A 26579-nucleotide genomic window follows, 5' to 3' on the forward strand; every position below is an offset into this window, starting at 1 on the left:
GTCCATGGAGGCATCCTAGCCCTCCGGCAACGCGGCCGGGAGTAACAAGGTTGTCGCGAACCCCGGCACCGGCGGCATCAGCCAGCGGCGGGCCGGCCCCCGCCCGGTGGCCTGCACCCGGCCCGCCTCGGCCAGCTCATCCAGGGCCCGCTGCACGGTGCGCTGGCTGGCTCCCAGTGCCAGCGACAGCGCCGAGCTCGACCATGATTCGCCGTCCGCCAGCAGGGCCAGCACCGGCGCATGCGGCCCCTCGACCGGCCGCGTCAGCACCGCGACGTCGAGCGCCCGGCGCGGCGCCAGCGCGAAGCCGCGCCGGGTCGCCGCCACGTCGGCCAGCCCCGCCAGCGCCTTGCGCAAGCGACCGATTTCCACGCGCAGCCGCGCGCGATGCGTCTCGTCGGGATGCCGGGTACGGAAAGCACGTTCGATCAACGTCTCGCGCGCCACGTCGGCGGGCCAGGCTTCGCCCAGCGCACGCGCGAGCGCGAACAGCACCGGCCGCCGCGCCAGCGGGACCACCTGTCCCGCCTCGCGCACCGCGTGGCGGCAGGCATCGATCACCAGCGCATCCGAGGCCAGCAGCGTTTCCACCTCGGCCAGCGCAATCAGGCGCTCTTCTCCCCGCCACGCCAGCCGCGCCGCGGGCATGTCCAGCACGGAAGCCGCCTGCCGGACCTCGGCTTGCAGCGCGGGGATGCCGGCGCGGTTCGCGGCCTGTTCCGCGCGCGCCAGCGCGGCGCGGGCGGCGGCCGTGCGCAGGCGCCGCATCGCGATCCCCGCCGCCAGCAACTCATGGATGGCCACCGCCGCGACCGTGAGGGGACGGGCATCGACCCCGGCCAGCAAGTGCTCGGCCTCGTCCAGCCGGCCGATAAGCAGGCAGCGCCGGATTTCCAGCTGGCGCACGTGCGCGACATTGGCCAGATCGCCATGCGACTCGAGCGTGGCGCGCGCGGCGGCCAGCGCCTTGTCGGGCCAGGCCAGCTCGCGCGAGGCGAGCGCGATCTCGGCCTCGGCCACGATGCAGCGCGCGCGGGCCAGGGCCTGCCTCGTGCCGAACGCGCTGGCCGCTCGCCGCACCAGCATCCGGGCACGCGCGAACTCGCCAAGCTGGGCCATCGCGATGCCGCGCAGCGCCAGCGCCGGCGGATCGTCGCGCAGCGCCACGCGATTCAAGGCCCCGAAGGGATCACCCGCGGCCAGCGCCTGGGCGGCCTCGGCTATCAATGCATCCATCCGGATCCCGCCACACTTGTCACTCCCGCCGTCCGGCGGCCCGAACCTAATCTAGCACACGCCCCCCGCAGATACGTCGCGCCAGCCGGGCGCGGTCGACGGGACATCCAAGGAGAAAACGATGCGACATACGACAGGCACACGGGAAGAATGGCTGGCCGCGCGGCTGGACCTGCTGGAAGCCGAAAAGGCCTTGACGCGCCAGTCGGACGAACTGGCGCGGCGGCGCCAGGCGCTGCCCTGGGTGGTGGTCGACAAGGACTACCGCTTCGACATCGACCAGGGCCGCGCCTCGCTGGCCGACCTCTTCCAGGGACGCTCGCAACTGCTCGTCTATCACTTCATGTTCGGCCCCGACTACCAGGCCGGCTGTCCGTCCTGCTCGTCGATCGCCGACGGCTTCGACGGCTTCGCGGTCCACCTGGCCAATCACGACGTCATGCTCATGGCGGTCTCGCGCGCCCCGCTGGCCAGGCTGCGGGAATACAAGCAGCGCATGGGCTGGCGCTTCCCCTGGGCCTCGTCCCAGGACGCCGACTTCAACTTCGACTTCAGCGTCTCGCACACCGAAGCCCAGCAGTTCGAGCAAGGCATAGCCTACAACTACCGGCGCGAACCCGCCTGCGGGTGCCACCCGGCCCCCGCCGACAGCGGCCAGAGCCCCGAGGGCCGCCTGGCCGCGATGTGCAGCACCGACACGAACACCTACCTGCGCGAACGCCCCGGCATGAGCGCCTTCGCCATCCAGGACGGCACCGTCTATCACACCTACTCCACCTACGCGCGCGGCCTGGACGGGCTCTGGGGCATGTACCAGTGGCTGGACCGGGCGCCGTTGGGGCGCAACGAGCAGGGCGTGTGGTGGCGGCGGCGCGATGAGTACGGCAGGCGTTGAGCCGACAGCCGCGTCGCCCGCGCCGGCGGAACGGCGCGCCGGCCTGCGCTTTTTCGGCATGCTGGCACTGGCGATGGCCGCCGCCCTCCTCGCCTGGGCCACCGCCATGCGGATCATGGCCGGCATGGCCGTCCTGTGCGGGGACATGGCGATGTCCTGGCTACCCCCACCGGGCGGGACGTGGCTCGGCGTGCTGGCGGCCTTCCTGGGCATGTGGACGGCCATGGCGGTGGCGATGATGCTGCCTGCCGTCGCGCCCGCGCTGTGGCGCTATCGCCGCCGGCTGCATGCATCGGGCTCGCGCCGCGCGGACGGACTGGCCGCGACGGCCGCCCTGGGCTACTTCTGCACGTGGGCGCTGATCGGCCTGCTGGTGTTTCCGCTGGGCGCCATCGTGGCCGTGCTGGAGGCGCAGGCCCCCGCGCTGGCGCGCCTCGGTCCCGCGGCGGCGGGCCTGGCCGTCCTGGCGGGCGGCCTGTTCCAGCTCACCGCGTTCAAGGCCCGCTACCTGGCCGGTTGCCGCCTGGATGCCTGCGAGGCCATCCCGTGCGCGCGCCGCGGCGCGGCCTGGCGCCACGGACTGCGGCTGGGCCTGCGCTGCGGCGTGTCCTGCGCCGGCCTGACCGCCAGCCTGCTTGCCGTCGGCATGATGGACTGGCGGGCCATGGCGATCACCGCGGCGGCCACGGCGGGCGAACGCCTCGCGCCCGGCGGCCTGCGGGTGGCGCGCATCGCCGGGCTGGTCCTGGCCGCCGCCGGCATGTTCATGCTGGCGCGGGCGGCGCATTCGGCCTGAAGCACCAGAAAAAAACGGCGCCCCGAGGGGCGCCGTTTTTGCGGGGAACAGATGCCGCCCGGCTCAATCCAGCGTCAGGTTCAGGCGCTTGATCACCGCGCCCAGCGTCCGCTGTTCCTTCTTGATCAGCGCGGTCAGCTCGGCCGGGGTGGACGGCGCGGCGGTGAAGTACTGGGCGGTCAGCTGCTTCTGCACTTCCTCGCTCTTGATGATCTGCACCAGTTCCTTGTTCAGCCGGTCGACGATGGGCTGCGGCGTGCCGGCGGGCACCAGGATGGCTTGCCAGGAGATCACCTCGAAGTCGGGCACACCCTGCTCCGCCATGGTCGGCAGGTCGGGCAGCGCCGGGCTGCGCTTGGCGCTGGTCACGGCCAGGGCCTTGAGCTTGCCGTCGCGCACCTGCGGCATGGCGATGGCGGGCACCATGAAACCGGCCTGCACCTGGCCGCCCAGCATGGCGGTCACGACCTGCGGGAAGCCGGCGTACGGCACGTGCAGGATGTCCAGGTTCTCCTTGCCCTTGAGCAGTTCCATCGCCAGGTGGGCGGAGCTGCCGGCGCCGACGGTGCCGAAGTTCAGCTTGCCGGGCTCTTTCTTCACCAGCGAGGTGAAGGCGCCGACCGAGTCGACGTTCAGCGAGGGCGGCACGACCAGCACGTTGGGGCTGGTGGCGACCAGCGTGACGGGCGCGAGGTCCTTCAGCGGGTCGTAGTTGAGCTTGGAGTAGAGCGCGGGGGCGGTGGCCAGCGGTCCGTTGATGGTGAACAGCATGGTGTAGCCGTCCGGCGTGGCATGGGCCACCGTGCCGGTACCGATGTTGCCGCCAGCGCCGGGCTTGTTGTCGATCACGATCGCCTGGCCGAGCTGCTTGGCGAGCGGCTGCGAGATCACGCGCGCGATGATGTCGGGCGACGAGCCGGCCGGGAACGGCACGACCAGCTTGATGGGCCGGCTGGGCCAGTCATGCTGGGCGAAGGCGGGGGTGGCGGCCATGAGGCCGGCGGCCACGGCCGCGCCCAGAAGGCCGCGGCGCAGGGCCGACGCGGAAGAAGCGGAAGAATGCATGGATATCTCCGTTATTTGGTGTTGGACTGGCGGGCGGGGCTGCTTCAGACCGCGTCGCTGTTCTTGACCCATCGGCCCACATGTACCGGCTGCGCGCTGGCCAGGCGGTCCAGCAGGCGGTCGATATCCGTGTCGACGATCAGCGCCTCGAGATGCACCGCGCGCACGAAACCCTGTTCATGGGCATGGCGAGCGAAGGCAAGCAAGGCATCGTAATAGCCGTTGGCGTTGAGCAACCCCACCGGCTTGGAGTGGTAGCCGATCTGTTGCCAGGTCAGCACCTCGAAAAGTTCGTCCAGCGTGCCGAAACCGCCGGGCAGCGCGACGAAGGCGTCCGAGAGTTCGACCATGCGGGCCTTGCGGGCATGCATGGTCGGCACGACGTACATGTCGGTCAGGCCCTTGTGGCCGACCTCTTTTTCCCACAGCCGTTCGGGGATGACGCCGGTCACCTGCCCGCCCGCCTCGAGCGCGGCATTGGCCACGTGCCCCATCAGCCCGACACTGCCGCCGCCATATACCAGCCGCATTCCCCGCCCCGCCACCGCGCGCCCGAAGTCGCGCGCCACGTCGGCAAAGAAAGGATCGTTCCCGGCACTGGCGCCGCAATACACACAAACCGCATCCATCTAAATTCCCTCGACTTTTGGATCCCTGGCCAGCAGGCGCGACACTGCCTGCGCCGGCGGCACGCGGTCGAACAGCACCGCGCAGACGGCCTCGGTGATCGGCATCTCGACCCCGCGGCGGCGAGCCAGGTCGCGCACGGCCGGCGCGCAGCGCACGCCCTCGGCCACCTGGGTCATGTCGCCCAGGATCTCGTCCAGCGACCGGCCGCGGCCGATCTCCAGGCCGACGTGGCGGTTGCGGGACAGGTCCCCGGTGGCGGTCAGGATCAGGTCGCCCAGTCCGGTCAGGCCGGAGAAGGTGTCTGCCTGCGCGCCCAGGGCCACGCCCAGGCGCGTCATCTCGGCCAGGCCGCGGGTGATGAGGGCGGCACGGGCGTTGGCGCCCATGCCCAGGCCATCGCCGATGCCGCAGGCGATGGCCATGATGTTCTTGACGGCCCCCCCCACCTCGACGCCGACGATGTCCTCGCTGCCGTAGACGCGGATCGCGCCGCCGTGCAGCGCATCGGTGACGCGGCCGCGCAGTTCCGCGCTGGCGCTGGCGATGGTCAGCGCCACCGGCAGGCCCCGCGCCACTTCCTTGGCGAAAGACGGCCCCGACAGGACACCGGTGGACAGCCCCGCCGCACCGGCGAACGCGGCCTCGGCGATGGCGTGCGGCAGGCGGCCGGTGTCCGCGTCCAGGCCCTTGCAGGTCCAGGCCACCGCCAGGTCGTTCAGGCCGTGGCGGGCCACGCCCGCCGCCACCTCGCGGCAGGCCTGCTCCATGCCGGCCACCGGCACGCCCAGGATCAGCAGCGGGCGCGGGGCGCCGCGCAGGTGCTCGAACAGGTCATCGAGGTCGCTGGTGCAGCGCAGGTCCTGCGGCAGCGCGACCCCGGGCAGGTAGTCGGCGTTCTCGTGGGTATCGGCGATGCGGCGCGCCAGCTCGGGCCGGCGGGCCCACAGCATGGTGGCATGGCCCCGGGCGCAGGCGGCGGCCAGGGCCGTGCCCCAGCTGCCCGCCCCCAGGACGGCGACGCGCAGGCCCGGCGCCATGTCCGCCACGGTGCTGGCGCCGCTCAGTGCTTGGTGCCCGGCGGCAGGATCAGGCCGGCGTCGTTGCCGGCCTGGGCCACCTGCTGCTCGGCGGCGGCCTGGGCCACGCGCTGCTCGTAGATGGCCTGGAAGTTGACCTCGGCCAGGTGCAGCGGGGCCATCGACGCGCGGGTGATGGCGTCGGCGATGTTGCTGCGCAGGTAGGGGTAGATGATGCCGGGGCAGGCGATGCCCAGGATGGGGTCGAGCTGTTCCAGGGGGATGTTGGCCAGTTCGAAGATGCCGGACTGCTTGCCTTCGACCAGGTACAGGACCTTGTCGCCGACCTTGGTGGTCACGGTGGCGGTCACGGTCACTTCGAAGACGGTCTCGGCCAGCGCCTGGGCGCCGACGTCGATGGCGACCTCGACCCCGGGCTGCTCGGTTTCCAGGAAGATCTGGGGCGCGTTGGGCAACTCCAGCGACAGGTCTTTCAGGTAGACGCGCTGGATGTTGAACACGGGGGCTTGCTGCTCTTGATTGTCGGACATGGGAGAAAGTCTGGAAACGGAAAGCCTGCTGGCTGAACCCGGCCCCCGGTACGCGCGGGGCCGAAACGTATGCACCAAAAGAACATGCCGGGGACACGCCCCGGCCACAACGAAATCAATGGTCCTGCTTCGCCGGGCCGGCAAGCAGCGGTTGCAGCCCGCCCGCGCGGTCGAGCGCGGCGAGTTCGTCGAAACCGCCCACGTGCGTATCGCCGATGTAGATCTGCGGCACCGTGCGCCGGCCGGTACGCTCGATCATCTCGGCCCGGCGCTCGGGCTCGGCGTCGATGCGCACCTTCTCGATCTCCTGCACGCCGCGCTGCTTGAGCAGCATCTCGGCGCGCATGCAAAAGGGGCAATACCCCGTCGAATACATCAGGACTTTCTGCATGGCGCTATCCCTTCGCAATGGGCATGCCCGCCTGCACCCAGCCGGACAGGCCGCCCGACAGGCTGCTGACTTCGGCGAAGCCCTGGGCCTTGAACTGAGCCACCGCCTTGGCCGCGTCGCGGCCGTTGCTGCCCACCAGGATGAGCGGCTTGTTCTTGGGCAGGCCGGCCGCCTTCTGCGCCAGGTCGGCCAGCGGCACGCTGCGCGACTGGGCGATGTGGCCAGCCGAGAAGTCGGCCGCCGGGCGCACATCGACGAACACCGCCTGGCGCTGGTTCGCCGCGGCCGTGGCCTCGGCCGCGCTCATGGCGCCGCCGGACTGGCCGCCGCGCAGCGATTGCCACAGCAGCAGGCCGCCCGAGACGAGAGCCAATGCGATCAGGAGAATGTTGTCGAGGATGAATTTCACGAGCGGACCCTGGGAAACCTGGTGAGAGGAACACACGTGCCGCCGGCCGGACAGCCTGGCGTTACGCGCGCTTACGAATTCGCAAAACGGCGGGAAAACCACATGATCCGCCGGTTTTTTGCCATTGCGGCGGCCCGATTCCGGTCCCACGGCAAAGACAATGCCGCAGGATTATAAAATGTCGGGATAGGCAGCCGTTTTTTCAACGGGCTGCCGTCCGTCCCCGCCGTTTTCCGGGCGGGCAGCCGAATTGTATTCAACCTTTACGCGCAGCGCCCCTGCGCTCCTGGGACATGGTCAAACTCGTACTGATGCGTCACGGCGAAAGCCAATGGAACCTTGAAAACCGCTTCACCGGCTGGACCGACGTCGACCTGACGGACAAAGGCCGCGAAGAGGCCCGCAAGGCGGGCGAACTGCTCAAGCAGGAAGGCTACGATTTCGACCTCGCCTACACCTCGGTCCTGCGCCGCGCGATCCGCACCCTGTGGATCGCCCTGGACGCCATGGATCACATGTACTTGCCGATCGAGCACAGCTGGCGCCTGAACGAGCGCCACTACGGCGCCCTGCAGGGCCTGAACAAGGCCGAGACCGCCGCCCGGTTCGGCGAAGAGCAGGTCCTGGTGTGGCGCCGCGCCTACGCCATCCCGCCCAATCCCCTGGCGGCCGACGACGAGCGCCATCCGCGCTTCGACCCCCGCTACGCCGGCCTGGCCGCCAGCGAGCTGCCGGCCACCGAGTGCCTGAAGGACACCGTGGCCCGGGTCGTTCCCTACTGGAACGAAACCATCGCGCCCTCGCTGAAGGCCGGCAAGCGCGTGCTGATCGCCGCCCACGGCAACAGCCTGCGCGCGCTGATCAAGCACCTGGACGGCATTTCCGACGACGACATCGTGGGCCTGAACATCCCCACGGCCCAGCCGCTGGTCTACGAACTCGACGACGACCTCAAGCCCATCCGCCACTACTACCTGGGCAACGCGGACGAGATCGCCGCGGCCATGGCCGCCGTGGCCGCGCAAGGAAAGGCCAAGGCCAAGTGAAACGGCTCGCGGCGATACTGCTGATCGCGCTGTCCGCGGCGTCGGGCTGGCCGCTTGCCGCGGCCGCCGCCGACGCGGGCAAGGCGTCCTCCGACCCGGCCGCCGTGGCGCGCGAGCGCGAAGCCCTGCGCAAGCGGCTGGAGGCGCTCAAGAAGGACATCGCCGAGGGCGAGGAAGAACACGCCGACGCCGCCGACGCCTTGAAGGAGTCGGAACAGACCATCTCCAAGGTCAACCGCCGGCTGGTCGAGCTGAGCAACGCCCAGCGCCGCGCCAACGCCGAGCTGGAGCGCCAGAAGCAGGCCATCGCCGAGAAGGAAAAGAACCTGGCCCAGCGCCAGGCGCACCTGGCCGACCTGCTACGCCGTCAGTACGCGGTGGGCGGGCTCACGCCCTGGGGCGCGCTGCTGTCGGGCGACGACCCGCAGCGGCTCAACCGCAATCTGGCCTACCTGGGCTACATCGCCCAGGCCCGGGCCACCACCGTGACCGAACTGCAGGGCGAGCTGGACGAGCTGGCCCAGTTGCGCGCCCAGGCCGACACCAAGCGCGGCGAGCTCGAACAACTGGCTTCCGAGGAAAACAACCAGCGCCAGGAACTGCTCAAGCAGTCCGACCAGCGCCGCAAGGTACTGGCCGACATCTCGTCCAAGCTGAGCAGCCAGCGCCGCCAGGCCGCCAGCCTGGCGCGCGACGAGCGGCGCCTGTCGCGCGTGATCGAGGACCTGACCCGCATGCTGGCCAAACGCGCCGAGGAAGCCCGCCGCAAGGCCGAGCAGGCGCGCAAGGCGGAACTCGCCCGCCGGGCCGAGGAGGCCGCCAGGCGCGCCGCCGCCCAGCGCGCCGCCGAACAGGCCGCGCGCGAAGCGGGCAAGCCTCCCCCGCCGCCGCCACCCGAGCCGCCGCCGGAGCGGGCCGTCGCACGCAACGACACCCTGCCCGACGCCTCGCTGTCCGGCCAGTTCGAAAAGCTGCGCGGCCGCCTGCGCCTGCCCGTGCGGGGCGACATCGTCGGCCGCTTCGGCGCCGCCCGCGGCGAGGGCGGCACCTGGAAGGGCGTCTTCATCCGCGCCAGCGAAGGCACCGAGGTGCGGGCCGTGGCAGCCGGCAAGGTGGTCTTCGCGGACTGGCTGCGGGGCTTCGGCAACCTCCTGATCATCGACCACGGCAGCCAGTACCTGTCGATTTACGGCAACAACCAGTCGGTGCTTCGCCACGTCGGCGACGACGTCAAGAGCGGCGACATCGTGGCCAACGTGGGCGCCACCGGAGGACAGGCAGAATCGGGCCTATACTTTGAACTGCGGCACAAAGGCGCGCCGTTCGACCCGCTGCGGTGGGCCTCGTTGCGCTGACCCCCCTACCCGGATATCCTGATTGCACGCGCATTTGCGCGCCTTCCCCAGCACATTCAACCTATCGACGAGAACCCGCGAGGCCCCTGGGATGTCAAACGTTGGACGTCCCCAACCGGGGCCCGGAGGAATACATGGGCAGCAAGAGTAAAGTTCGCAGTATCGGCCTGGTCAGCTTGGGCGTGGTCGCCGGCGTCCTGGTCAGCCTGGGCATCACCGCCGTGGCCCAACGGGAAACCCGCGGCCCCTTGCCGCTGGAAGAACTCCGGCAGTTCTCGAATGTCTTCGCCACCATCAAGAACAACTACGTCGAGCCGGTCGAGGACAAGAAGCTGATCGACGGCGCCATCGCCGGCATGCTGTCCGACCTCGACCCCCACTCGGCCTACCTGGACGCCGATGCCTACCGCGAAATGCAGACCGCCACGCAAGGCGAGTTCGGCGGCCTGGGCATCGAGGTCGGCACCGAGGACGGCTTCGTCAAGGTCATCTCGCCCATCGAGGACACCCCCGCCGCGCGCGCGGGCGTCAAGGCGGGCGACCTCATCATCAAGATCGACGACAAGTCCACCAAGGGCCTGCTGCTGAACGACGCGGTCAAGCTGATGCGCGGCAAGCCCAAGACCTCGATCACCCTGACGCTGGTGCGCAAGAACGAGGCGCAGCCCATCGTCGTCAAGATCGAGCGCGACATCATCAAGGTCCAGAGCGTGCGCAGCAAGACGCTGGACGGCAATACCGCCTACGTGCGGATCGCCCAGTTCCAGGAACAGACGGGCGCCGACCTCGCCACGCACCTCGAACGCCTGGGCAAGAGCGGCGTGCCGAAGGCGCTGGTGCTGGATCTGCGCAACGACCCGGGCGGCCTGCTGCACAGCGCGATCGCGGTCTCGGCCGCCTTCCTGCCGCAGAACACCCTGGTGGTCTCCACCGACGGCCGCACCGCCGACGCCAAGCGCAAGTACCAGACCAACCCGGCCGACTACCTGCGCAGCAGCGACGACTACATCAAGCGCCTGCCGGCCTGGACCAAGACCGTGCCCATGGTGGTGCTGGTGAACGCCGGCTCGGCCTCGGCCTCGGAAATCGTGGCCGGCGCGCTGCAGGACCAGAAGCGCGCGCGGGTGCTGGGCGCCCAGACCTTCGGCAAGGGCTCGGTGCAGGTCATCCTGCCGATTTCGCGCGATTCGGCCATCAAGCTGACCACCTCGCGCTACTACACGCCCAACGGACGCTCCATCCAGGCCAAGGGCATCGTGCCCGACTACCCGGTCACCGATACGCCCGAGGGCGATCTGTACGAGCGGCCGCGCGAAGCCGACCTGGCCAAGCACCTGCTGAACGACAAGGATCCCAACGGCGAGATCAAGTCGGCGGCGCAGGATCCGGCCAAGGCCGCCGAGCGCAAGGCCATCAAGCCGATCGAATTCGGCAGCGCCGACGATTTCCAGCTCGCGCAGGCGATGAACCTGCTGGCCGGCAAGCCGGTGCAACTGGCCAAGGCGGAAGACGTGGCCAAGGCCGCCGCCGAACTGGCCGAGCGCAACAAGACCCCCGCCGAAAAGGCCAAGGACGCCACGAAGGACGAGAAGCCCGCCGCGCCCGTCCCCGCGCCGCCCGAGCAACCCGTTCCCGCGCCGGCCAAGTGAACGACGAGCAGCTACTGCGCTATTCGCGGCATGTGCTGCTGGACGAAATCGGCATCGAAGGGCAGCAGCGCCTCCTGGAGGCGCGTGCCCTGATCGTCGGGGCGGGCGGCCTGGGGTCGCCCGCCGCCTTCTACCTGGCCTCGGCGGGCGTGGGCAATCTGGTGCTGGCCGACGACGACACCGTCGACCTGACCAACCTGCAACGCCAGATCCTGCACACCACCGACCGCGTGGGCCGCTACAAGGCGGAGTCCGGCAAGCAGACGCTGGCCGCCATCAACCCCGAGGTCGCCGTCCACGCCCTGACCCAGCGGCTGATGGACGAGGCGCTTGACGCCCAGGTGGCCGCCGTCGACATCGTGCTGGACTGCACCGACAACTTCGCGACCCGCCACGCCATCAACCGCGCCTGTGTCCGGCACCGCAAGCCGCTGGTATCGGGCGCGGCCATCCGGTTCGACGGCCAGGTCGGCGTGTTCGACCTGCGGCGGGACGACGCGCCGTGCTATCACTGCCTGTTTCCCGATGGCGAGGACGTGGACGAAGTCAATTGCGCCACCATGGGCGTATTCGCGCCGCTGGTGGGCATCGTCGGCTCGACCGAGGCGGCCGAGGCGATCAAGCTGGTGGCGGGCATCGGCACCAGCCTGTCGGGGCGCCTGCTGATGCTGGACGCGCTGGCGATGAAGTGGCACGAAGTGCGGGTGGGCCGGGACGCGGGCTGCCCGGTATGCGGCCAGCGTCCCGGGAGGTCCCCATGAAAATCAAGCACATCGCGCTGGTCGTCCCCGATCTCGAGGCCGCCGCCACCTTCTACGAAACCGCCTTCGACATGAAGCGCGTCGGGCGCGACGACCTGGAAATGGGCTCGGGCATCTACCTGTCGGACGGCAGCACCAACCTGGCGCTGCTGCAGTACAAGGAAGGCCATCCGCTGGCGCCGTCCAGCGGTTTTGCCGGCGTGCACCACTTCGGCTTCCAGGTCGACGACCTGGCCGAGGCCGAGCGCCGGATCGAGGCTGCGGGCGGCAAGTTCTTCTTTTCGCTTGGCAACGATCCGGAAAAGAAGAACTTCGAGAAGAAGTTCAAGGACCCCTTCGGCGTGGTGTTCGACATCTCGAAAAGCGGCTGGGAAGGCACCAGCCGCGACTGACCGCCGGGCAGCGGCGATCAGGCCAGCATGATCTGGATCTGCACGTCCAGGAACTCCGACGGCGACTTCTTCCAGCCGCTCTTGGCATAGCGCTGCCAGCGCCCCAGGATGAAATGCAGGATCAGGCTGGCGCGCGCGTGGATGTCGTCGGTGGGAGGCAGCTCGTTCAAGGCCAGCGCGTTGCGCAGGCACTGCCGCAGCGAGGCCTCGATGCGGTCCAGGAACTGGTTCATGCGTTCCTGCAGCCGCTCGTCCTCGGACACCAGCGCATCGCCGATCAGCACCCGCGTCATGCCCTTGTTGCGCTCGGCGAAGGTCAGCAGCATCAGGATCGCCTTGCGCGCCTGGGCGAGGCCGCTGGTCTCGGATTCGGAAATGACGTTGAACAGGCCGAACACCGAGGTCTCGATGAACTCGATCAGGCCCTCGAACATCTGGGCCTTGCTGGCGAAATGCCGGTACAGCGCGGCTTCGGAAACCTGGAGACGCGCGGCCAGCGCCGCGGTGGTGATGCGTTCGCCCTTGGGGTGCTCGAGCATCTCGGCCAGCATCTGAAGGATCTGGGTCTTGCGCTCGCCCGTCTTGCTAGAGGCCATGTCGCGGTGGGTTTCCGTGCAAAGGAGGAAAAATCGCCCGCTTCGAAGAGCCGACTCCAGCGGAAACGGCTAGCTGCGGCGCAGGGCGCGACGCTGTAACAACAAGTGACTGACGGAGTTTACTTGAAGGTCGATGAAAAGCGGACGTCCTCGATGCGTCTTGGCGAACGGCGTGCCCGGATGCCGCACGTAGACCGTGCGCATGCCGGCCTTGCGGGCACCGCGCAGGTTGGCGGACGTGTCCTCGACCAGCACGGAATTGTTAGCGCTTACTCCCTCCATCGCCATGACATGGCGCATCAGAGCCGGTGAAGGCTTGACCCGGAATTCGCCGTGGAACCGCATGTCCTCGACCGCCCAGAGACTGTCGAAGCAGTGCAGGATGCCCAGGTGGCGGAGAATGGTGCGGGCGTAATTATGTGGCGCGTTCGTCAACAGGATCTTGCGTCCGGGCAGCCGTGACAACCGGTTACGCAAATCCTTGTCGGCGCGCACCAGCGGACGGATGTCGAAGCTGTGGCTGCGGTGCAGGAACTCCGCCGGCGACACGCCGTGGTGCCGGACCATGCCGATCAGCGTCGCGCCATAGCGCTGCCAATAGCGCTTGCGCAGCACATGGGCCTCTTCCTCGGACACGTTCAGCGTCTCCATGACCGCCTGGGTCATGGACAAATCGATGTGCGAGAAAATGGCGTGCGAGGCATCGTGCAGCGTGTTGTCCAGGTCGAAGAACCAGACCGGCTGCCCCTTCCCCGCTCCCACCGGCCGCCGCGTCACCCGCACCCGGCTCAGCGGCCGCCGCACCTGCCGCCGCGGCGCCGACGCCACCGAAGGCACGCCGGTCACCGCCGCCGCCACTTCACTTAGGTAGAGGTCCCCCCCTACGCGCTGCGCGCGCCCCCCAGGGGGCGATGCGAGCGGACCGGCGAAGCCGGATCCGCCGCATCCTGGGTCCGAAGAAAATGATGCGGGAGCTTGCGGGGAAATATCCTGACTCATGAACGAAAACTACCCTCGACCAACCGATGAGTTGCCAGGGCACAGCGGATCCGGCTCTGCCGGTCCGCCAGTGCCGCCCCCTGGGGGGCGCGCGTAAGCGCGTACGGGGGGGCCTTCTACTAGTGGCTTTTGATCATGGTTCCCACGCCTTGCGCGGTCAGGATTTCCAGCAGCAGACAGTGTTCGACGCGGCCGTCGACGATGTGCACGGAATTCACGCCGCTCTTGGCGGCTTCCAGGGCCGACGAGATCTTGGGCAGCATGCCGCCCGAGATGGTGCCGTCGGCGAACAGCTCGTCGATCTTGCTGGCGGTCAGGCCGGTCAGCAGGTTGCCGTTCTTGTCCAGCACGCCCGGGGTGTTGGTCATCATGATCAGCTTCTCGGCGTGCAATACCTCGGCGATCTTGCCGGCCACCAGGTCGGCGTTGATGTTGTAGGCCATGCCGTCCTCGCCGAAGCCGATGGGCGAGATGACAGGAATGAACTGGTCGTCCTGCAGGGCCTTCACCACCGACGGATCGACCGACGCGATCTCGCCCACGAAGCCAAGGTCCAGCTGCGCGCCGGGGTTGTTCTTGTCCGGCATCAGCATCTTGCGGGCGCGGATCAGGCCGCCGTCCTTGCCGGTCAGGCCCACGGCCTTGCCGCCGAACTCGTTGATCATCATCACGATGTCCTGCTGGACCTGGCCGCCCAGCACCCACTCCACCACTTCCATGGTCTCGGCGTCGGTCACGCGCATGCCCTGCACGAAGGTGCCCTGCTTGCCGACGCGCTTGAGCGCATCGTCGATCTGCGGGCCGCCGCCGTGCACCACGATGGGATTGAGGCCCACCAGCTTGAGCAGCACCACGTCATGCGCGAAGCTGCGCTGCAGGCGCTCTTCCGTCATGGCGTTGCCGCCGTACTTGACCACGATCGTCTTGCCATGGAAACGGCGGATGTACGGCAGGGCTTCGGCCAGCACGCCGGCCTTGATCCGTGGCGTGAGCGTAGCCAGCGGCCCGTGTTCGGAAGACGAGGAATCTGCTTGGTTGGTGTCGGTCATGGCGGCGCGCCTGAGGGAAGGAATGGCAAACAGGCTCAATTGTAGCCACTGCGCCCGCCGGATTCCGTCCACAGGATATCCCGCCGTTATCCCGGGCTTGTCCCGGCCTTTTCCCCAGGCTTGTCCGCAGGGCTGTCCACGGCTTTCCCACAGGGTTCCACACAGCTTTTCCACATGGCTGCCCCCGGTTGTCCACCTGATTTCCCCAGGAAACCCACAGCTTGCCCACAGCCTTTCCACACCGTTGCCCACAAGTTTTCCACATGGGTTTCCAACGGCTTTCCACAGCCTTGTCCCCAGGGTTTTCCACCGCAGCCGGCACGGCTTGAAATACCGGCTAACGGCCGTATTTACCTTGACATGATGGCAAGGTCTAGAATCCGCTCCATCTGCCAAGGAGATTGCCATGCAAGCGCTGAACATAGGACAGGCTTCCGACGCCTCGGGCGTTTCGGCCAAGATGATCCGGCATTACGAATCCATAGGACTGATACCGCCCGCCCACCGCACCGAGTCCGGCTATCGGCTCTACGGCGAAAGCGACGTCCATATGCTGCAGTTCATCCGCAACGCGCGCGACCTGGGCTTTTCCATTCCCCAGATCGGGACGCTGCTGGAATTGTGGAACGACCGCGGCCGCCCCAGCGCCGAGGTCAAGCGCCTGGCCTGCGCGCACATCGATGAACTGGACGAGAAGATCCGCGGTCTACAAGCCATGAAGGCCACGCTGGAGCAGCTAGCCTCCCATTGCCACGGCGACCACCGTCCGGAGTGCCCCATCCTGAGCGGCCTAGCCACCCCCGGCATGGGCACGCGCGGCCTGGCCGAGCACACCTGCAACGGATGAAACCAATCCCCATGCCCGGGCGGCGCGCTGGTGGACCCTGTTAGCATTTCAGGTATCGGCGGCCAGCCCGCCGCGTCTATCGCCAGAAGGAGAACGCAGTGAAACGTCTACTCGCCCTGATCGCCACGGTCGCCGCCCTCGCGCTGACCGCGGGCGCCGCGCTTGCGCAGGCGCTCAATGCCGAAGGCGAGGTGCGCCGCATCGACGCGGCGAACGGCAAGGTCACCCTCAAGCACGGCCCCATTTCGAACCTTCAGCTGCCGGCCATGACGCTGGTCTTCAAGGTGGCGGACCCCTCGATGCTGAACCAGATCAAGGCCGGCGACAACGTGCGCTTCGCCGCCGACAAGATCAACGGCCAGTACACGATCACGGCCATCCAGCCGAAGTAAGGCCTACAGCACGTAGCGCGCCAGGTCCTGGTGCGCCGCGGCCTCTTCCAGCTGCCGGTTGACGTATTCGGTGTCGATGCGCACCACTTCCCCGCTCTTGCGGGTCGCATCGAACGACAGCTCTTCCAGCAGCTTTTCCATCACCGTGTACAGCCGGCGCGCGCCGATGTTCTCGGTCTTCTCGTTCACCGCGAAGGCCAATTCGGCCAGGCGCTCGATGCCCTCGTCGGTGAACTCCAGCCTGACGCCTTCGGTCTCGAGCAGCGCCGTATATTGCTTGACCAGCGAGGCGTCGGTCTCGGACAGGATGCGCACGAAATCCTTGGCCGACAGCGAATCGAGCTCGACCCGGATCGGGAAGCGCCCTTGCAACTCGGGGATCAGGTCCGACGGCCGCGACAGGTGGAAGGCCCCCGACGCGATGAACAGGATGTGATCGGTGCGCACCATGCCGTACTTGGTGTTGACGGTCGTGCCCTCGACCAGCGGCAGCAGGTCGCGCTGCACACCCTGGCGCGAGACGTCCGAGCCGCTGGTTTCCTGGCGGGTGGCGATCTTGTCGACTTCGTCCAGGAACACGATGCCGTTCTGCTCGACGCTGGCCAGCGCCTTGGTACGCAGCTCTTCCTCGTTCACGCGGCGGCCCGCTTCCTCGTCCACCAGCAGCTTGAAGGCTTCCTTGATGCTCAGCTTGCGGACCTTTTTCTTGCCCTGGGCCATGCCGGCGAACATGCCGCGGATCTGCTCGGTCATTTCCTCCATGCCCGGCGGCGACATGATCTCCATCTGCGGCACGGACTGGGCCACTTCGATCTCGATCTCCTTGTCGTCCAGCTGCCCTTCGCGCAGGCGCTTGCGGAAAGTCTGGCGCGCGGCATTGTCGTCACGCTGGGGATTGCCCATCGCGTCGCGCGCGGGCGGGACCAGCACGTCCAGGATGCGGTCCTCGGCGGCGTCCTCGGCCTGCGTGCGCACCCGGCGCATCTCCGCCTCGCGCACCTGCTTGACGGCCACCTCGGCCAGGTCGCGGATGATGGTGTCGACGTCGCGGCCCACGTAGCCCACCTCGGTGAACTTGGTAGCCTCGACCTTCACGAAGGGCGCATCGGCCAGCTTGGCCAGGCGGCGCGCGATTTCGGTCTTGCCCACGCCCGTCGGCCCTATCATCAGGATGTTCTTGGGATGGATCTCGTGGCGCAGCGGCTCGGCCACCTGCTGGCGGCGCCAGCGGTTGCGCAGCGCAATGGCCACTGAACGCTTGGCGCGGTCCTGGCCGACGATGTACTTGTCCAGTTCGGAGACGATCTCACCGGGGGTCATCATGTTCATTCCAGTACCTCGACGGTGTGATGCTGGTTGGTGTAAATGCAGAGATCGCCCGCGATCGACAGCGACTTCCTGACGATGTCCTCGGGCGCCATGTCGGTGTTCTGCAGCAGCGCCAGACCGGCGGACTGCGCATAGGCGCCGCCCGAGCCGATGGCCGCCAGGCCGTGCTCGGGTTCCAGCACGTCGCCGTTGCCGGTCAGCACCAGCGTCGATTCCCGGTCGGCCACGATCAGCATGGCTTCCAGCCGGCGCAGCACGCGGTCGGTACGCCAGTCACGCGTCAGGTCCACCGCCGCGCGCAGCAGGTGGCCCTGGTGTTTTTCCAGCTTGCCCTCGAAACGCTCGATCAGCGTGAAGGCATCGGCCGTGGCGCCGGCGAAACCCGCCAGCACCGAATCCTTGTACAGGCGGCGCACCTTGCGGGCGCTGCCCTTCATGACGATGTTTCCCAGGGTGACCTGCCCGTCGCCGCCCAGGGCAACGCGGTTGCCGCGGCGCACGCTGATGATGGTCGTGCCGTGGAATTGTTCCATTTGCTCTTCCTGATGGGCCCGTGGCCCCGCGCTGGCGCGCCGGGCCGACGAGCGAAAACGACTGCTACGGTAGGTGGGGGCGCGAAAGTCCCGATTCAAGGCCGACCGGGCAAAAAAACGGCGCCAGAGGCGCCGTTCATACGGATCGCGCGGACGATCGCGTCAGTCGCCGTACAGCTTCTGCCGCAGTTCGCGGCGTTGCTGCGCCTCCAGCGACAGCGTGGCCGTGGGCCGCGCCAGCAACCGGGCGACGCCGATGGGCTCGCCGGTTTCCTCGCACCAGCCGTACTCGCCCGACTCGATGCGGCCCAGGGCCTGCTGGACCTTCTTCAGCAGCTTGCGCTCGCGGTCGCGGGTGCGCAGTTCCAGCGCATGCTCTTCCTCGATCGTGGCGCGATCGGCTGGATCCGGCACGAAAGGCGTCTCGCGCAGGTGCTCGGTGGTTTCACCGGCGTTCTGCAGCAGCTCGCGTTCGATTTCCTGGAGCCGGCTCTTGAAAAAGGCAAGCTGCGCTTCGTTCATATAGTCGGCCTCGGGCATGGCCAACAACTCTTTTTCAGAGAGCACGGCCTCGGCCGGCTTGGTCATCACGTTTTCCAACGCGTCCTCCTGAGTGACTTTTAAGGTTTTGCTCGACGCTTTCGTTGCCATGAAAATGCTCCGCGCGAATCAATAAGGCTTTCCAATTCCCACACAGCACCGCATATTCCAATCGCTCCCGGCAAGCCGGGTAATTTCCAGGATGCGGTGGATCCGGCTTTGCCGGTCCACCCGCATCGCCCCCTGGGGGGCGCGCGCAAGCGCGTAGGGGGGGGCCTCTACTCCACCAGACATTGCTCCAGGCCGTGCATGAAGACATCGCGGGGCAGGTTGCGGCCGATGAAGACCAGTTTGCTGCCGCGTTTTTCGCCCGGCGCCCAGGCCCGGCCGGCATCGGCGCCCATCAGCATGTGCACGCCCTGGAACAGCATCCGGCGGTTCACGCCACTCATGTACAGAATACCCTTGTACCTCAATAAATCGGTTCCGTACACCTGCACCACGCCACCCAGGAATTCCTCCAGGCGCATGGGGTCGAACGGCTTGTCCGACTTGAACACGAAGGCGCCGATGGCGTCGTCGTGATGGTGGTGGTGATGGCCGTGCGCATGATGATGGCCGGGGTCGTTGCAGCCGTCGACCGCGCACTGCTCGCCATGTTCGTGACCGTGGTCGTGGCCATGATCGTGCCCGTGATCATGGTCATGGCCGTGGTCATGCGCCGCGGCATCGGGATGTTCGTCGGCCAGGAACTCCGGATCGATGTCCAGGATGGCGTTCAGGTTGAAGCCATTGATGTCCAGGATTTCCTTCAGGTCGACTTCGCCGAAGTTGACCGGCGTGATCGTGGCGCGCGGGTTGATGTGGACCAGGCGCGAACGCAGGGCCTGGTAGTCGGCGTCGTCGACCAGGTCCACCTTGGAAACCAGCAGGCGGTCGGCGAAGCCCACCTGGTTGAGCGCCTCGGGCTGCTCGTCCAGCGTCTGCATGCCGTGCTTGGCGTCCACCACGGTGATGACGGCATCCAGCCTGAAGTAGCTGGCCACCTCGTCTTCCATGAAGAAGGTCTGGCACACCGGGCCGGGGTTGGCCATGCCGGTGGTCTCGATGATGACCCGCTCGTACTTCAGCGCGCCGGCGCGCTGCTTGTCCTTCAGGTCGATCAGGATGCGCACCAGATCGCCACGCACGGTGCAGCACACGCAGCCGTTGTTCATCTCGATGATCTGTTCGTCGCGGTCCTGGATCAGGAGATCGTTGTCCACGCCTTCGGGCCCGAACTCGTTCTCGATCACCGCGATCCGGCGGCCATGGTGCTCAGTCAGAATCCGGTTGAGCAGCGTGGTCTTGCCCGCGCCCAGGAACCCCGTCAGGACAGTGACCGGAATCTGCTTCGGTGTTTTGTCCGCAGCCTTCATCTATACAGCTCCTTGCACATGCGTCCAGGGACGCGTCAATGCGTTTTGCGTTCGTCGCCGGCTTCGCGGCCGGCCTGGACGCAGGCGGGACAGCGCCCGCGCACGACCATTTCCACATCGCGCCCTTCGAAACCGTCGGGCAGGCGATCGAGATTCTGCTGGATACCCACCGGTGCATCGATACAGAACATGCGCCGGCAGACATCGCATTGAAAGTGCCCATGCGGCTCGCCGTGGTGGTGATGCGCGTGGGGCGTTCCCGCATCGTCGCCGGGCCGGGCGACGCTGAAGCGCCAGACGCGGTCTTCCCCGGCGATGCGGTGCGCGAGGCCGGTCTGCACCAGCCACTCCAGCACGCGGTACACGGTGACCCGGTCGACCGACACCGACGACCCGATGCGGTCGAACAGTTCCTGGTGCGACAGCGCGCTCGCCACCTCCATCAGGGTCGCCAAGACATGCACCCGGGTTGCGGTGACTCGTGCGCCTTGGGCACGTATCGCCTCGCGGGCCAGATCCTCCACGCGTCGCTCCTTCCGTTCGGCCCGCCAAGCGGGGCCGGATTACAGCACAAGCCGCTTTGCCAGGGCAAACCCGGACTAACCCCCGGTCCGCCCTGCGGCGCAAACTGCTTCTCCCCCGGGGAAACCGCCCCAGGCAAAAAGCACCGGACGGTGTACCACGAATCGCCGCCGGCAGAGGCGAGATATGGGGGCGCTTTGGGGGAATTCAAGCCTTTCGGCCGATTTTGGTAACCGTTTGCGACGAAAGCGGACGAATACGCCCTAGACCCGCTGCAACAGCAGCCCTTTCAGGTACTCGCCTTCGGGGTGGGTCATGCGCATGGGATGGTCGATCCCGGCCGCCAGCCGCTCCAGCAGCACGAAGTCCTGGCGCGCGTCCACCGCGGCGCCGGCCACGATCTTCTGGAACAGGTCCACGCCGATGGCGCCCGAACACGAGAAGGTCAGCAGGTAGCCGCCCGGCTTGACCAGCTTCATGCCCTTCAGGTTGACGTCCTTGTAGGCGCGCGCCGCCTTGTCCACGTGGTGCGCCGAGGGGGCGAACTTGGGCGGGTCCAGCACCACGATGTCGAACAACTGCCCTTCGGCGGCCAGCGCCTTCTGCGCCTCGGCCACCTTGGACACCCGGCACTCGAAGGCGGCTTCGTCCAGGCCGTTGCGGGCCGCGTTGCGGGCGGCCATCGCCAGCGCGTCGGCCGACGAATCCACCGACACGGCGCGGGCCGCGCCGGCGCGCATGGCCGCCAGCGAAAAACCGCCCGTGTACGAGAAGCAGTTCAGCACCGTGGCGCCGGGTCCGGCCAGCGCGGCCAGTTCCGCCACCCGGCGCCGGCTCTCGCGCTGGTCCAGGTAGAAGCCGGTCTTGTGGCCGTGGACCACGTCCACGCCGTAGCGCACGCCGTCCTCGACGATCTCGACCTCGGCGGGCGGCTCCGCCCCCCGCAGCACGCCGGTGCGGGGCGCCAGGCCCTCGCGCTCCCGCGCCGCGGCATCGGAGCGCTCGTACACGTCGGCGCAGCCGGTGGCGGCCACCAGCGCGTCGATCAGGACGTCGCGCCAGCGCTCGACCCCGGCGGCCAGGAACTGGACCACCAACTGGCCGGCGTAGCGGTCCGCCACGAAGCCCGGCAGCGCATCGGCCTCGCCGAACACCAGCCGGACCGCGTCGGTACGGCCGGCCAGCGCGGCGCGGCGGGCCACGGCGTCGGCCACCCGGGCGGCCATCCAGCCGGCGTCGACCGGTTCGTCCTCGCGGAAGGTCCAGCAGCGCACGCGTATCTGCGAATCGGGGCTGTAAGCGCCCCAGGCCAGGAAATTGCCGCGGCCGTCGACCACGCGCACGGTATCGCCGGCCTGCGGCCGGCCAACGGCCTGCGCCACGGCGGTGGCGTAGACCCAGGGATGGCGCCGCAGCAGGGATTTTTCCTTGCCGGGCTTGAGAACGACGTCGTTCATCGGGACTTCTTCAAAGCGGGATGGGGCCGGATGGCAGGCCGCCATGGTACCGCCGCCGGGCCCGAGGCCCAAATCCTGCCCGTCCGGTAGCCGGCTCAGGCCAGGCCGGCATACGCCGGCTTGCTGGCATACACGTCGTCGGGCCGCGCTGCCAGCATGGCCTCCAGCCGCGCGCGCAGGCCGGCATATCCGGGTTCGTGGAAGACGTTGCGCGTCTCCTGCGGATCCGCTTGCAGGTCGTACATCTCGCCGTCTCCGCTGCCCATCTCCACCGTCAGCTTGGCGGTCGCCGTGCGCACGGCCCGCAGCTGCAGCGGCACCCCCCTGCGGCCGGCGCCCAGGTCCCATTCGCACAGGGCATGCTCGCGGCGGTCGCGCCCTTCGATCAGGCCGCGCAGCGTCGCGCCGTGCATGGGCGCGGGGGCCGGCACGCCACCGTAGTCGAGCAGCGTGGCGGCCACGTCCAGCGTGGATACCGGATCGGCCACGATCTTGCCCGGCGGGATGCCGGGCCCCTTGGCGATCATGCCGACGCGCATCAATCCGTCGTACAGCATCGGTCCCTTCTGCAGCAGGCCGTGGTCCCCCAGCCATTCGCCATGGTCGGAGGTGAAGACGACCAGGGTGTCGCCGGCCAGGCCCAGTTCGGAGACGAGCGCCTCGATGCGGCCCACCTGGTGGTCGATGAGCGAGATCATGCCGTAGTAGTTGGCGATGATGTGCCGAAGCTGGGCATCGGACGGCGGCTCGTTCGCCGGCCGGATGCGCAGGCTCCGCAGGTCCTCGCGGCCCACGGTCGACACGCCCTCCAGATAGGCTCGGTGCCACCACGGCTTGTCCTCCAGGCGGCGCGTCCGCACCCGTGGCAGGTCGATGTCCGACGGCGCGTGCAGCCTGGACCAGGGCTCGGGACAGTCGAAGGGATGATGGGGATCCGGGAACGATGCCCAGACGACGAACGGGCGGTCGTGGTTGCGTCGTATGAACTCCAGGGTCCGGTCGCCGATCCAGGTCGAGTTGTGCCATGCCACCGGCAGGGCGGAGTAATGCGTTTCCCAGGCGCCGCCGGTCGAGGGGCCCAGGTCCCGGGAATACAGCGCGTTGCGCTCCGCCCCCCGGCCATCGCCGTAGTACCAGCGCGAGTAGTGCTGCCCGGCGGGCGGTTCGAAGGGGGGATGGTTGTTGTGCCCCTCGACGATCAGCTCCACATGCTGGAACCCCATGTAGGGACCGTTCCAGTCGGCGCCGAAGTTCGCCTGGCTGTGGCGGCACTCCGGGCTGCCCGTGGGCTCGAAGGTGAGGTGCGAGGCGAAGTGGGCCTTGCCGATGAATCCGGTGCGATAGCCGGCGTTCGACAGCGCCGCGGCGAATCCGCGTTCCCCCATTGCCGCCGGCAGGTCGATGCCGTTGTCGCTCACGCCATGCGTCATCGGCAGCAGGCCCGTCAGGATCGAGGCGCGCGCCGGCTGGCAGACCACGCTGGGCGTCACGCAGTGGGCGAAGCGGGTCCCGTGCCGCGCCATGTCGTCCAGGTGGGGCGTGCTGACGTGCCGGCCCTCGAAGCCGTAGCAGTCTCCACGGTGCTGGTCCGACGTGATGAAGATGATGTTCATGCGCTGGTATCCGCTCATTTCCTCAGGGTATTCAGGACCTGGTCCCGTTCGGACGCGATGCGCCGCGCGAACTCGGCCGGCGAGCACGACGTCGCGACGATCCCCGCCTCGGCCAGTTGCCGCGATACCTCGGGCAGCGCCAGCACCCGCGCGACCTCGGCATGGAGTTTGACCAGGACATCCGCCGGCAGGCCGGCCGGGGCCAGCAGGCCGAACCAGGCCTCGAACGTATAGCCGGGCAAGGTCTCGGCCACGGCCGGCACGTCGGGCATGAAGTCCAGCCGCCGGGCCGAGGTCACGCCCAGGGCCTGCATCCGGCCGGCCTTGCGCTGCTGGTCGGCCGGCCCCGGGGCGAGCAGCATGGTGTCGATGTTGCCGGCCATGACGTCGTTCATGGCCTGCGGACCCGCCCGGTAGGGGACATGCATCATGCTGATGCCGGCCGCCTTCTGCATCAGCGCCATGCCGACGTAGTGGACGGAGGCATCGCCGGCCGATCCGAAGCGCAGCTTGCCCGGGCTGCGCCTGGCGGCATCGAGCAGGCCCTCCAGCGACCGCAGTCCCGACGCCGGGCTGGCCACCACGACCATCGGCAGGGTCGCGAGCAGGGAGATGGGCGTGAAGTCCCGCCGCACGTCGTAGGGCAGGTCCGGCATCAGCGCGGGCACGATGGTCAGGGCGTTCTCGCTGGTCGCCAGCAAGGTATAGCCGTCCGGCCTGGCCCGCGCGACCGCGCTCGCGCCTATGCTGGCATTGGCCCCAGGCCGGTTCTCGATCACGACCGGGGTATCGAGCCCCTTGGCCAGTTGATTGCCGACGATGCGCGACACCGTGTCCAGCGCGCCGCCCGGCGCCGAGGACACGACGATCGTGATCGAGCGCGAGGGATAGGTCGACGCCTGTGGCGCGGAACACGCCAGGCAGAGAAACCAGGCGCCTGCCAACTTGGATACCATGGGCGCATTCATCGCCGTGCCTCCCGGGGATCTGATTGAAGTCCTTTGCCAGGAATGATGGCCGCTTCCCGGGCGGCAGGCCAATCGCGAATTCGCCGCGGGCCATATTCATCCGGATATGGCACCGGGACACGCAAGGGAAGACACGCACATGCTCAGAGAGGACTGGTATCTTCGCGACCGCCTGAAGCTGCGGCATCTCCAGATCCTGGTAACGCTCGCGTCGGTGCGCAACCTGAGCCAGGCGGCCCGGCTGCTGCACACCACGCAGCCCGCGCTGTCCAAGGCCCTGGGCGAACTGGAAAAGATGCTGGGCGTGAGCCTGTTCGAACGCCTGCCCAAGGGCCTGGCCCCGACGGCGCACTGCCTGGGCATCGTCGAACGCGCCCGGGAAGTGCTGGGCTCGCTGGGCCGGATGCGCGAGGACCTGGATGCAGTCGACGCGGGCGCGGACGGGGTGATCAACGTCGGGGCGAACACCTCCGCCACCGCCCTGCTGCTGCCGCACATCATCCTGCGGATCAAGTCGCTGCTGCCCGGCGTGACCGTGCGGGTGCACGATGGCGCCTTCGAAGACCTGATGGCCGGCCTGCGCGCCAACCGGCTCGATTTCCTGCTCGGCCGCTTCCACGCCGCCGAGCACCTGGACAACGTCGAGAACATCGGACTCTTCAACATCCGCATGGTCGCCGTCTGCGCCAACGGCCATCCCATCCTGAAGCGGCGGCGCGCCACGCTCGCCCAGCTCGCGCAATGGCCGTGGATACTGCCGCCCGGCGACGGCATCACCCGCCGGGGCCTGGAACTGATCTTCATGGAGGCGGGCGGCGCGCCCCCGCGCTTCGGCGTCGAGTGCGCCTCGGTGCTGGCCAACATGGTCATCATGCAGAACAGCCGCGCCCTGGCGGTGGCGGCCCTGCCCACCGCCACGCTGTTCGCGTCCTCGGGGCAGTTGTCCATCGTGCCGGTGACGCTGCCCCCGGTGTTCGGCCGCATCTCGCTGCTGCATCTGCGCGACCGCGCCCTGCACGCCCGCGACAAACTGTTCATGGACTGCGTGCAGAACGTCTCGGCGCAACTGGGCGAAAGCTACCTGAAATAGCCCGCCCTATTCCTTCTTCCCGGGCTCCTTGCGGCCCGCCCGGGGATGCGCCTTGTCGTACACCTTGGCCAGGTGCTGGAAATCCAGCCGGGTGTAGATCTGGGTGGTCGAGATGCTGGCGTGGCCCAGCATTTCCTGCACCGCGCGCAGGTCCTCGGCCGATTGCAGCACGTGGCTGGCGAAGCTGTGCCGCAGCACGTGCGGATGGACGTGGGTGGGCACGCCCGCGGCCTGGCCTCGCCTGGCCAGCTGCGCCTGGACCACGCGGGCCGAGATGCGGCGGCCGCGCAGTCCGACGAACAGCGCATGGACGTCGCCGCCCCCCGCCACCAGGGTGGGGCGCGCCGCCAGCCAGGCGCGCAGCGCCTCGCAGGCCTGGCTGCCGACCGGCACGATGCGGCGCTTGCTGCCCTTGCCCAGCACGCTGACCTCGGCCTCGGCCAGGTCCAGCCAGCTGGACGATTCGTAGCCGGGTTCGCGCGCATAGGCCGTGTCCAGGCCCACCAGTTCGGACAGGCGCAGGCCGCTGGAATAGAACAGCTCGAACATGGCGGTGTCGCGCACTTCGACGGCATGGCGCTGCTCGGCGCTCTGGCCGGTGACTTCGGCCGCGACGGGCGGGGCGTGGTCGAGCAGGGCCTGCGTCTGGTCGACCGACAAGGCCTTGGGCAGGCCGCGCGGCGCCTTGGGGCCGCGCACGCCCGCGGCCGGGTTGCCGGGCATGCCCACGCGCGGCGCCCACCATTGGTAGAAGCCGCGCCAGCTGGCCAGCAGCCGGGCCAGGCTGCGCGGGCTCAGGCCCTGCGCGTGCAGTTGTCCCAGGTAGCGGCGCACGTGCCCCTGCGACACGCGTTCCAGCGGCACGTCATCCGCCAGTTCGACCAGATGGGCGAGGTCCCGCCGGTAGGCGGCCAGGGTGTGGGGGGAATAGCGGCGGCCCGAGCCCAGGTGTTCGAGCCATTCCAGCATGGGCCGGGCCAGCGCCGGCCCCGTGGCCTCGGAACCGGGATGGGGATCGTCGGCCACGGTACGTG

Annotated in this window: 29 protein-coding genes; 10 read left to right on the forward strand and 19 right to left on the reverse strand. The window is 68.5% G+C overall.

Going from position 1 to position 26579, the window contains the following annotated elements; all coding sequences use genetic code 11:
* Positions 1–15 precede the first annotated feature (15 nt).
* Complete coding sequence (locus EGT29_RS25105) at positions 16–1236, reverse strand: helix-turn-helix domain-containing protein (RefSeq protein WP_124691553.1); 1221 nt, start codon at positions 1234–1236, stop codon at positions 16–18.
* A gap of 121 nt (positions 1237–1357) precedes the next feature.
* Between EGT29_RS25105 and EGT29_RS25110 the strand changes: the two genes are divergently transcribed.
* Both EGT29_RS25110 and EGT29_RS25115 read left to right on the forward strand, forming a co-directional pair.
* Positions 1358–2131, forward strand: a complete 774-nt coding sequence (locus tag EGT29_RS25110) for a DUF899 domain-containing protein (RefSeq protein WP_124691554.1) — start codon at positions 1358–1360, stop codon at positions 2129–2131.
* On the forward strand, positions 2112–2927 hold the full coding sequence (locus EGT29_RS25115; protein WP_124691555.1) for a DUF2182 domain-containing protein: 816 nt from the start codon (positions 2112–2114) through the stop codon (positions 2925–2927). The genes EGT29_RS25110 and EGT29_RS25115 overlap by 20 nt, the downstream gene beginning before the upstream one ends.
* A 63-nt stretch (positions 2928–2990) precedes the next feature.
* Here the strand turns inward: EGT29_RS25115 and EGT29_RS25120 are convergent, their stop codons facing one another.
* The 6 genes from EGT29_RS25120 to EGT29_RS25140 all read right to left on the reverse strand — a co-directional run bounded on the left by EGT29_RS25120 (position 2991) and on the right by EGT29_RS25140 (position 6989).
* The gene (locus EGT29_RS25120) at positions 2991–3992 is read right to left on the reverse strand and encodes a Bug family tripartite tricarboxylate transporter substrate binding protein (protein ID WP_370282626.1); all 1002 of its coding nucleotides are present in this window, start codon (positions 3990–3992) and stop codon (positions 2991–2993) included.
* 44 nt (positions 3993–4036) lie between these two features.
* On the reverse strand, positions 4037–4621 hold the full coding sequence (locus EGT29_RS28610) for a TIGR00730 family Rossman fold protein (protein ID WP_192901777.1): 585 nt from the start codon (positions 4619–4621) through the stop codon (positions 4037–4039).
* Complete coding sequence (locus EGT29_RS28615) at positions 4622–5659, reverse strand: NAD(P)H-dependent glycerol-3-phosphate dehydrogenase (protein ID WP_192901848.1); 1038 nt, start codon at positions 5657–5659, stop codon at positions 4622–4624.
* Between the two features lie 23 nt (positions 5660–5682).
* A complete protein-coding gene (gene secB, locus EGT29_RS25130) occupies positions 5683–6189 on the reverse strand; it encodes a protein-export chaperone SecB (protein ID WP_124691556.1) in 507 nt (168 codons plus the stop codon).
* Between the two features lie 115 nt (positions 6190–6304).
* Complete coding sequence (gene grxC / locus EGT29_RS25135) at positions 6305–6580, reverse strand: glutaredoxin 3 (protein WP_124691557.1); 276 nt, start codon at positions 6578–6580, stop codon at positions 6305–6307.
* Positions 6581–6584: 4 nt separating this feature from the next.
* Positions 6585–6989: a rhodanese-like domain-containing protein gene (locus EGT29_RS25140; protein WP_238160195.1), complete on the reverse strand. Its 405-nt coding sequence runs from the start codon at positions 6987–6989 to the stop codon at positions 6585–6587.
* A gap of 293 nt (positions 6990–7282) precedes the next feature.
* Here EGT29_RS25140 and gpmA point away from each other — a divergent pair, with 293 nt between their 5' ends.
* From gpmA to EGT29_RS25165, 5 genes are all read left to right on the forward strand, one after another.
* Positions 7283–8035 (forward strand): 2,3-diphosphoglycerate-dependent phosphoglycerate mutase, encoded by a 753-nt coding sequence (gpmA, locus tag EGT29_RS25145; RefSeq protein ID WP_124691558.1) that lies wholly within the window; start codon positions 7283–7285, stop codon positions 8033–8035.
* Positions 8032–9390: a murein hydrolase activator EnvC gene (locus tag EGT29_RS25150; RefSeq protein WP_124691559.1), complete on the forward strand. Its 1359-nt coding sequence runs from the start codon at positions 8032–8034 to the stop codon at positions 9388–9390. The genes gpmA and EGT29_RS25150 overlap by 4 nt, the downstream gene beginning before the upstream one ends.
* Before the next feature lie 134 nt (positions 9391–9524).
* A complete protein-coding gene (locus EGT29_RS25155; RefSeq protein ID WP_124691560.1) occupies positions 9525–11039 on the forward strand; it encodes a S41 family peptidase in 1515 nt (504 codons plus the stop codon).
* Positions 11036–11800 carry a molybdopterin-synthase adenylyltransferase MoeB gene (locus tag EGT29_RS25160; RefSeq protein WP_124691561.1) on the forward strand — a complete coding sequence of 255 codons (765 nt, stop codon included), beginning with the start codon at positions 11036–11038 and terminating at the stop codon, positions 11798–11800. Before EGT29_RS25155 ends, EGT29_RS25160 begins: the two co-directional genes overlap by 4 nt.
* Positions 11797–12192: a VOC family protein gene (locus tag EGT29_RS25165; RefSeq protein WP_161567967.1), complete on the forward strand. Its 396-nt coding sequence runs from the start codon at positions 11797–11799 to the stop codon at positions 12190–12192. The genes EGT29_RS25160 and EGT29_RS25165 overlap by 4 nt, the downstream gene beginning before the upstream one ends.
* Before the next feature lie 17 nt (positions 12193–12209).
* Here EGT29_RS25165 and slmA read toward each other — a convergent pair whose 3' ends face one another.
* The 3 genes from slmA to argB form a co-directional block, all read right to left on the reverse strand.
* The gene (slmA, locus tag EGT29_RS25170; protein ID WP_124691563.1) at positions 12210–12788 is read right to left on the reverse strand and encodes a nucleoid occlusion factor SlmA; all 579 of its coding nucleotides are present in this window, start codon (positions 12786–12788) and stop codon (positions 12210–12212) included.
* A gap of 69 nt (positions 12789–12857) precedes the next feature.
* On the reverse strand, positions 12858–13625 hold the full coding sequence (locus tag EGT29_RS25175) for a pyrimidine 5'-nucleotidase (protein ID WP_238160495.1): 768 nt from the start codon (positions 13623–13625) through the stop codon (positions 12858–12860).
* Between the two features lie 281 nt (positions 13626–13906).
* Complete coding sequence (gene argB / locus EGT29_RS25180; RefSeq protein WP_124691565.1) at positions 13907–14836, reverse strand: acetylglutamate kinase; 930 nt, start codon at positions 14834–14836, stop codon at positions 13907–13909.
* A gap of 415 nt (positions 14837–15251) precedes the next feature.
* On the opposite strand from argB, the gene cueR reads away from it, so the two are divergent.
* Entirely contained in the window at positions 15252–15683 is a 432-nt protein-coding gene (gene cueR, locus EGT29_RS25185) for a Cu(I)-responsive transcriptional regulator (RefSeq protein WP_124692505.1), read from the forward strand.
* Between the two features lie 98 nt (positions 15684–15781).
* On the forward strand, positions 15782–16075 hold the full coding sequence (locus EGT29_RS25190; RefSeq protein WP_124691566.1) for a copper-binding protein: 294 nt from the start codon (positions 15782–15784) through the stop codon (positions 16073–16075).
* Between the two features lie 3 nt (positions 16076–16078).
* Here EGT29_RS25190 and hslU read toward each other — a convergent pair whose 3' ends face one another.
* From hslU to EGT29_RS25230, 8 genes are all read right to left on the reverse strand, one after another.
* On the reverse strand, positions 16079–17395 hold the full coding sequence (hslU, locus tag EGT29_RS25195) for an ATP-dependent protease ATPase subunit HslU (RefSeq protein WP_124692506.1): 1317 nt from the start codon (positions 17393–17395) through the stop codon (positions 16079–16081).
* 5 nt (positions 17396–17400) lie between these two features.
* Positions 17401–17937, reverse strand: coding sequence for an ATP-dependent protease subunit HslV (hslV, locus tag EGT29_RS25200; RefSeq protein WP_124691567.1), 537 nt, complete (start codon positions 17935–17937; stop codon positions 17401–17403).
* A 162-nt stretch (positions 17938–18099) separates the two neighbouring features.
* Positions 18100–18525: an RNA polymerase-binding protein DksA gene (gene dksA, locus EGT29_RS25205; protein WP_370282629.1), complete on the reverse strand. Its 426-nt coding sequence runs from the start codon at positions 18523–18525 to the stop codon at positions 18100–18102.
* Positions 18526–18755: 230 nt separating this feature from the next.
* The gene (locus EGT29_RS25210; protein ID WP_124691568.1) at positions 18756–19895 is read right to left on the reverse strand and encodes a GTP-binding protein; all 1140 of its coding nucleotides are present in this window, start codon (positions 19893–19895) and stop codon (positions 18756–18758) included.
* A gap of 35 nt (positions 19896–19930) precedes the next feature.
* Positions 19931–20419 (reverse strand): Fur family transcriptional regulator, encoded by a 489-nt coding sequence (locus EGT29_RS25215; RefSeq protein WP_124691569.1) that lies wholly within the window; start codon positions 20417–20419, stop codon positions 19931–19933.
* A gap of 261 nt (positions 20420–20680) precedes the next feature.
* Positions 20681–21874 carry a class I SAM-dependent rRNA methyltransferase gene (locus EGT29_RS25220; RefSeq protein ID WP_124691570.1) on the reverse strand — a complete coding sequence of 398 codons (1194 nt, stop codon included), beginning with the start codon at positions 21872–21874 and terminating at the stop codon, positions 20681–20683.
* A 95-nt stretch (positions 21875–21969) separates the two neighbouring features.
* Complete coding sequence (locus EGT29_RS25225) at positions 21970–23487, reverse strand: sulfatase-like hydrolase/transferase (protein ID WP_238160196.1); 1518 nt, start codon at positions 23485–23487, stop codon at positions 21970–21972.
* A gap of 14 nt (positions 23488–23501) precedes the next feature.
* Positions 23502–24443 (reverse strand): tripartite tricarboxylate transporter substrate binding protein, encoded by a 942-nt coding sequence (locus EGT29_RS25230; RefSeq protein ID WP_161567968.1) that lies wholly within the window; start codon positions 24441–24443, stop codon positions 23502–23504.
* A gap of 151 nt (positions 24444–24594) precedes the next feature.
* Here EGT29_RS25230 and EGT29_RS25235 point away from each other — a divergent pair, with 151 nt between their 5' ends.
* The gene (locus tag EGT29_RS25235; RefSeq protein WP_161567969.1) at positions 24595–25545 is read left to right on the forward strand and encodes a LysR substrate-binding domain-containing protein; all 951 of its coding nucleotides are present in this window, start codon (positions 24595–24597) and stop codon (positions 25543–25545) included.
* A gap of 6 nt (positions 25546–25551) precedes the next feature.
* Here the strand turns inward: EGT29_RS25235 and xerC are convergent, their stop codons facing one another.
* Positions 25552–26514: a tyrosine recombinase XerC gene (xerC, locus tag EGT29_RS25240; protein ID WP_124692507.1), complete on the reverse strand. Its 963-nt coding sequence runs from the start codon at positions 26512–26514 to the stop codon at positions 25552–25554.
* Between the last annotated feature and the right edge of the window lie 65 nt (positions 26515–26579).

This window comes from Pigmentiphaga sp. H8 (assembly GCF_003854895.1).
Lineage (GTDB): Bacteria > Pseudomonadota > Gammaproteobacteria > Burkholderiales > Burkholderiaceae_B > Pigmentiphaga.